The 6,379-nt window shown below is 55.8% G+C and carries 5 protein-coding genes and 1 pseudogene; 3 read left to right on the forward strand and 3 right to left on the reverse strand.

The window, feature by feature from the left end; genetic code table 11:
- Positions 1 to 4: 4 nt before the first annotated feature.
- From M7439_RS01750 to M7439_RS01760, 3 genes are all read right to left on the reverse strand, one after another.
- A complete protein-coding gene (locus tag M7439_RS01750; protein WP_298345590.1) occupies positions 5 to 919 on the reverse strand; it encodes an aldo/keto reductase in 915 nt (304 codons plus the stop codon).
- 143 nt (positions 920 to 1,062) lie between these two features.
- Complete coding sequence (locus M7439_RS01755) at positions 1,063 to 1,827, reverse strand: SDR family NAD(P)-dependent oxidoreductase (protein ID WP_298345587.1); 765 nt, start codon at positions 1,825 to 1,827, stop codon at positions 1,063 to 1,065.
- Positions 1,828 to 1,897: 70 nt separating this feature from the next.
- Positions 1,898 to 2,326 (reverse strand): ribonuclease H, encoded by a 429-nt coding sequence (locus tag M7439_RS01760; RefSeq protein WP_298345584.1) that lies wholly within the window; start codon positions 2,324 to 2,326, stop codon positions 1,898 to 1,900.
- A gap of 86 nt (positions 2,327 to 2,412) precedes the next feature.
- Between M7439_RS01760 and aceE the strand changes: the two genes are divergently transcribed.
- From aceE to M7439_RS01775, 3 genes and pseudogenes are all read left to right on the forward strand, one after another.
- Positions 2,413 to 5,154, forward strand: a complete 2,742-nt coding sequence (gene aceE / locus M7439_RS01765) for a pyruvate dehydrogenase (acetyl-transferring), homodimeric type (protein ID WP_366525239.1) — start codon at positions 2,413 to 2,415, stop codon at positions 5,152 to 5,154.
- Positions 5,155 to 5,174: 20 nt separating this feature from the next.
- The gene (locus M7439_RS01770) at positions 5,175 to 5,759 is read left to right on the forward strand and encodes an HhH-GPD-type base excision DNA repair protein (protein WP_298345581.1); all 585 of its coding nucleotides are present in this window, start codon (positions 5,175 to 5,177) and stop codon (positions 5,757 to 5,759) included.
- A 389-nt stretch (positions 5,760 to 6,148) separates the two neighbouring features.
- Positions 6,149 to 6,379, forward strand: a pseudogene (locus tag M7439_RS01775) (hypothetical protein); the annotation flags it as partial.

The following is a 6,379-nucleotide window of genomic DNA, read 5'->3' on the forward strand; positions in this document are numbered from 1 at the left end:
TTCCTCATGGCCACATTCGCTGGGCAACCTCAGCCAGGTCAAGGTAGTCATCCTCTGAAAGAATCAAGTCAGCGGCTTGAGCATTCGACCTCAGCTGTTCAACCGAGGACGCACCAGGAATCGCTACCACAGATTCGTGAGACAACACCCAGGCTAACGCAACCTGAGCAATTGTCGCGTCATAACTTCGCGCCACACGTTCCATCACTTGGCGTACCGGCCTGAACGCTAACAACGTACGGTCACCAAACTCCCGTTTCAGCCGCCGGAGGTTTGTCGGCTTATTGTCAATATCGTAACGTCCAGATAATAGTCCCTGCTCAAGTGGTGAGTACGCGATAACCAGTCGATCATTTGCTGTCGCCCAAGGGATCATCTCGCGCACTGGTCTCCGCGTGAAAAGTGACAGATGGACTTGATTCGTCCACAGCGGAAAGCTTACCGAATCCTGTGTGCGCCGCCATGCTCCCAGTGAGTAGTTGGACAACCCAAGCATTCGAATATCGCCCGCATGGAGCATTGGCTCGAACTCTGCCACTTCTGCCCGTAGCGAAAACAATGGATTAGGAAAATGAAGTTGATAGAGATCGATCTCCTCCACCCCCAACCGAGCCGCTGAACGTCGCGCATGCTTCCTTCCTACACCGGGCAGAGGAACGATCGGGGCATACTTCGAGGCGATCAATGCTTGTCGGCGATGGGAACCAAGCGCCTGGCCGAGGATGGTCTCGGAACGACCGAACCCGTACAGTTCGGCGGTATCAAATAAGTTGATACCCAGACTCAGGGCCTCCTCAACAAGTTCGTAAGCGACCCGCTCCGAGTACTCACGACCATAACCCCACTCAGGCGAACCGAATTGCCATGTTCCCAGCCCGACCACGCTGAACCGAATCCCATTGAGCTCTCGATATCTCACCCCTTCAGCCTAGGAGTCACATCCAAAACACCGATCGGGAGTGCTTCGCACAACAAACTACGACACCGAATTCGTGACCGAAGGCAGACCGATGCTCGCCATGGTTATCTGCAGCAGCAACGTCCCCAGTTTCCGACAGGCAATCAACGAGGTGGCATACGAAGCGCACCATCAAGGCGAATGACCTCACCATTGAGGTAGTCGTTGTCGAGGATGGCGAGAACGAGTTTGGCAAACTCAGCCGGGAGTCCAAGTCGCTTCGGGAAGGGGATCGAGGCTCCCAGTGCCGATCGGACCTCCTCGGGCAACATGCCTAAGAGCGGAGTATCCATGATCCCAGGGGCAACAGCAGCTACTCGGATGCCAACACTCGAAAGATCACGTGCTGCAGGGAGCGTCATTCCTACGATACCGCCTTTTGAAGCTGCGTATGCGAGTTGGCCAATCTGACCGTCATAGGCGGCGATAGAGGCGGTATTAACGATTACACCGCGTTGGCCATCGCGAGGGTCGTTTCGCGACAGATATTGCGCACCAAAACGTAGCATGTTGAAGGTTCCCATCAGGTTCACCCGAATCACTCGCTCGAAGCTCGCATAATCATGCGGATTGCCGTTTCGACCAATTGTGCGTTCAGCGATCCCAATGCCTGCGCAACTGACCACCATGCGAAGCACGCCGACTTTAGCGGCCTCAATCATCAGGTCGCTGACAGAAGTCTCCTCAACGACATCAGTCAGCACAAACGTTGCAAGGTCACCGATCTTCCCTGCCGCCTCTCGTCCCGCCTGCTCATTGCGATCCGCCAACACCACATGTGCCCCGGCCTCGGCCAGCGCAGCTGCCGCTGCGAATCCTAAGCCTGATGCTCCGCCGCTGATAACCGCCACTTCTCCTCGAATATCCATACCGCCACCCTAGTCGAGGCTCAACGGCTGCCTCAAATCAGTCAACCCGATAGGAACGCGGACAGCGAATTTATCGAAAGCGATTCGCTGCTTCCTGGGCAAGTGCGTCCACTCTGTTGTTGTGTGGATCCCTGCTGTGACCCTTCACCCACTCAAAGGTGACACTCCGACCAGCATGCAACGCTTCAGCGAGCAGTGGTCGCCAGAGATCACTATTGGCCACCGCATCACCCTTGCTGGTCTTAAAGCCATTCACTTCCCACTTCTTCCACCATGACTGACGAAAGCAATTGACCACATACGTGGAGTCGGATCGGATCGTGAGATCACCGGCATGGGACTCAAGTGCATGCAAGACCGCCGCGAGCTCCATCCGCTGATTGGTGGTCAAAGCCTCCCCACCTGAATCGTAGGCCAGCGAAGTCGGTTCAAACCAAGCCCAGCCCCCGGGACCTGGATTTCCTTTGCACGCACCGTCCGTGTACACCAACAACGCCATGCGAATTACTCCCCCTAAGGTTGCTCTTTGCCGGGTGTCAGTGTACCAGGTGGAAGTCTTCGCCAAAAGCTGCAAGAATAGTAGATGTGATTATCGACGGCTTTGCACATCAGATTCCAGACATCGACCCAGAAGAGACAGCAGAGTGGGTAGAGTCATTCGGCTCGCTCGTGGATGGACGCGGCAAGCAGCGCGCCACCTTCCTCCTGATGAAGCTGCTAGAAGCCGCAAGGGAGAGGCAGGTGGGCTTCCCTGCGACGGTCTCGACCCCTTATATCAACACGATCGCGCCCGAAAACGAACCCTGGTTTCCAGGAGACGAACAGGTTGAACGGCGCATTCGAGCCTTTATCCGCTGGAACGCCGCTGCTATGGTGACGCGGGCCAATCACCTCGCGGATGGTATCGGTGGCCATCTATCGACTTATGCGAGTTCGGCCTCACTCTACGAAGTGGGCTTCAACCACTTCTTCCGCGGCAAGGACAACGGGTCTCCAGGTGATTTTGTCTACTTCCAAGGGCACGGCTCACCGGGTATCTATTCACGGGCCTTCTTGGAGGGTCGTCTTAGCGAAGACCAACTCGACCATTTTCGCATGGAGGTAGATGGCCTTGGAATCCCCTCCTATCCCCATCCTCGCCTTATGCCCGAGTTTTGGGAGTTCCCAACTGTTTCGATGGGGTTGGGTCCGATCCAATCGATCTACCATGCCCTTTTTAATCGCTATATGAATGATCGGCACCTCGCCAGTACGACCGAGAGTCGGATATGGGGGTTTGTCGGCGATGGTGAATTCGACGAGCCGGAGACCAGCGGAGCCTTGTCGCTAGCGGGACGCGAGCATCTGGATAATCTGATTTGGGTCGTCAACTGTAACCTGCAACGTCTAGATGGTCCTGTGCGCGGCAATGGCAAGATCATCCAGGAGCTCGAAGCCACCTTCCGAGGAGCCGGGTGGAACGTCATCAAGGTGGTCTGGGGTTCGAAGTGGGACGAGCTGTTGGCCAGAGACACCGATGGGGTCCTCCTCAACAAGATGAACACCACCCCTGACGGAGACTTTCAAAAACTCGCCACGGAGTCCGGTGCCTACATTCGGGAACATTTCTTCGGGCCAGACCCACGGCTGCGTGCACTGGTGGACCACTTAACCGATGAGGACCTCCAGCAGCTGCCACGAGGAGGGCATGATTACCGTAAACTTTATGCGGCCTATCATGCCGCCGTTAACCACCACGGTTCACCAACCGCGATCCTCGCTCACACGGTCAAAGGCTGGACGCTAGGGCCTGATATCGAGGCACGTAACTCGACGCACCAGATCAAAAAAATGACGGATGAACAGCTGCGCCAGTTCCGAGACCGTCTCCATCTTAACGACATCATCACCGACGAGATGTTGGAAGCTCCTGAGCCTCCGTACATCCGATTGCCAGAGGGGTCGATCGAGGCTGCCTACCTCAGCTCACGCCGCAAGCAACTCGGAGGCTCATTGCCGCGCCGTATGAATAGAAGCGCCGAATTGCCAGCACCAAGCGATGATGTCTTTAAGGAGTTCTACCTTGGGTCTGCCAAACAACAGGTCTCTACCACAATGGTCTTCTCCAAACTCCTTCGTAACCTCATGAAAGATCCCCTGGTCGGAACGCGCGTGGTTCCAATCGTGCCTGATGAGGCAAGGACCTTCGGCCTTGAGGCCCTATTCCGCGAGGCAAAAATCTACTCTACGATCGGGCAACGCTACACACCCGTTGATGCGGGACTGCTCCTCTCCTACACCGAAGCCCAGGACGGTCAGATCCTTGAGATGGGTATCACCGAAGATGGGTCAACCGCGATGTTCACCGCCGCTGGCACCTCCTATGCAACGCTTGGGGTGCCCATGATTCCTGTCTATCTCTTCTATTCGATGTTTGGTTTCCAGCGTTCAGGAGATCTCCTGTGGGCGGCATCCGATGCACGCGCGAAGGGCTTTCTCATCGGAGCGACTGCCGGCAGGACTACGTTGATTGGCGAGGGACTACAGCACACCGATGGACACTCCCAGATACTGGCAGCGGTCTATCCAAATGTGCAAGCGTACGATCCGGCCTTTGCGTATGAGATCGCAGCGATTGTCAAGCACGGGATCGCTGACATGTTCGGCCCACATGGCAGAGATGTCATCTACTACCTCACCACCTACAACGAAAACTACGTAATGCCCCCCGTGGACGCGGAGAAAAACCTCGAAGAGCTTGTGGACTCCATCGTTCGTGGTGGATATCTCTTCGCAGCCGGCCACAACCCAGAGGAGCTCTCGCCTATCTCATCTGCGACGCCAAGGGACCGTGCGCGCCACGCCACCCTGTTATTCTCCGGCACAGCACAATCCTCGGTGCGTGCGGCTGCCGATGCTCTCCGGGAGCACTGGAATGTCGTCTGCGATGTCTACTCGATCACCTCATACAAGCGCCTTCGAGAGGATGCCGAAGCCGCCGAACGCTTCGAACGGCTCCACCCCGGCGAAAAGACGGAGTCTCCCTGGGTCTCCCAGCTACTGGCAGGCGCAGAAGGACCAATCGTAGCTACTACCGACTTCGTAAAACTGGTGCCTGATCAGATTCGGCCGTTTGTGCACCAACCTTTCGTCTCTCTTGGAACCGATGGCTTTGGCCGTTCAGACACACGGGAAGCCCTTCGCCGATTCTTCGAGACCGATGAGGGATCGATCGTCGTTGCTACACTTTCAGCGCTATCCAAGCAAGGCGAAGCCAAGCCCGAAGAGGTCGCCGATGCAATGACACACTACAGTGTTGTCTACGAGCACCACGATCCGACCGTCTAACTGAGAGGTACAAGCGCGCTATGAACGGAGATATCTATCTCACGCCTGATCCGGATGCGAACGACTACCTCAAAGAGAACCCCTTTGGGTTGCTGGTTGGCATGTTGCTGGATCAGCAGATCCCCATGGAACGAGCATTTGGTGCCCCGTATCTCTTGCACACAAGACTGCAACAACACTATGGCAAGGCCCTTCACCCGACGACCATTGTGGCACTCGACGAAGAACAGTTGATCGCACTCTTCTCAGAGAAGCCTGCCTTGCATCGCTTTCCTAAGGCGATGGCGGCGAAATGCCACCTTCTTGCCGACCGTATCGTCACAGACTACCATGGCGAGACCGCCGCTATTTGGGAAGAAGCACCATCCGGGGAGGAACTTCTCACCCGATTACAGTCGTTGAACGGCTTTGGAGCCGACAAGGCGAAGATTTTCATGGCGCTGCTTGGCAAGCGCTTCAAAGCAGCTCCAGCCGGCTGGGAACAGGCTTCAGATCCCTTTGGACGAACCAATGAGGTCCGTTCGGTTGCCGATGCCAGCTCTCCCGAGGCGCTCGAACAGATACGGAACTTTAAGGCCAGTATGAAAGCTGCTGCCAAGGCATAGTCTGTTGTTGCCACTGCTACCGGTGCAACATACCCAAAATTGGTCGTCCATGCTTCCGTAACAGGATGGCGCACTGACTATTAATACCAGCGCATACACCGGGGGTGCCCTTGGTGCCCATCCGACTCCTCACGTGACGAGGCGATTCCCCTTGCTGAACCACTCCTACATCCCCTAGCACTCCATCCACTGCATGCAACACGCACCCCCGAGCTCTCTACCAACCTCGCGATCGCACGACGCAAAGAAAACTTCACTTTGCATTGAACGAAACACTGTAGTGGTGCGTACTTGTTCATAGTTGTTTCACAAGAAAGGAAACCACAATGAAGATACGTCCTTCCAGGAAAGCCATGAGAGTTGTCACCCTGGGGATTGGAGCCGGGGCTATGAGCCTTGTACTTCTTCCGCAGACCGCCTTTGCACAGGTGATGCCATCGTCACATCTATTCCCGGAGATGTCGATCCACCAGGTTGCATCGACCAATGCAACCAACGGCGACACCAACCCTTACGGGATCGCCGTCATTCCAAAGACGCTTGGCAACCTTACAGCCGGTGATGTCCTGGTCACTGACTTTAATAGTGCATCGGCTATGGGTGGAGGAACCTCGTTGGTC

Source organism: Ferrimicrobium sp., assembly GCF_027319265.1.
In the GTDB taxonomy this organism is placed as follows: domain Bacteria; phylum Actinomycetota; class Acidimicrobiia; order Acidimicrobiales; family Acidimicrobiaceae; genus Ferrimicrobium.